The 200-nt window shown below is 45.5% G+C and carries 1 protein-coding gene; it reads left to right on the forward strand.

Features of this window, described 5'->3' with window-relative positions; genetic code table 11:
- Window positions 1-200: hypothetical protein (locus HMPREF0373_RS17840; protein ID WP_021738898.1), on the forward strand; the 200-nt coding region annotated here is incomplete at both ends.

A 200-nucleotide genomic window follows, 5' to 3' on the forward strand; every position in this document is an offset into this window, starting at 1 on the left:
GATGATAACGGGCAATTCTCCACTTCTGCTGACTGGGCTTCTCATAAGCACAATACAAACGCAGGCAAGACCAGCGAGGACGGTGTGTGGTTTGGGATTTCTGAACCAGACGACAGCAAGGGTGCATTACCTTATGATACCTATATCATTGAAGAAATGCGTTGTGACAGTAACAAAGGCTTTGAACTTATCCCACCTTT

Source organism: Eubacterium ramulus ATCC 29099 (assembly GCF_000469345.1).
GTDB lineage: Bacteria > Bacillota > Clostridia > Lachnospirales > Lachnospiraceae > Eubacterium_I > Eubacterium_I ramulus.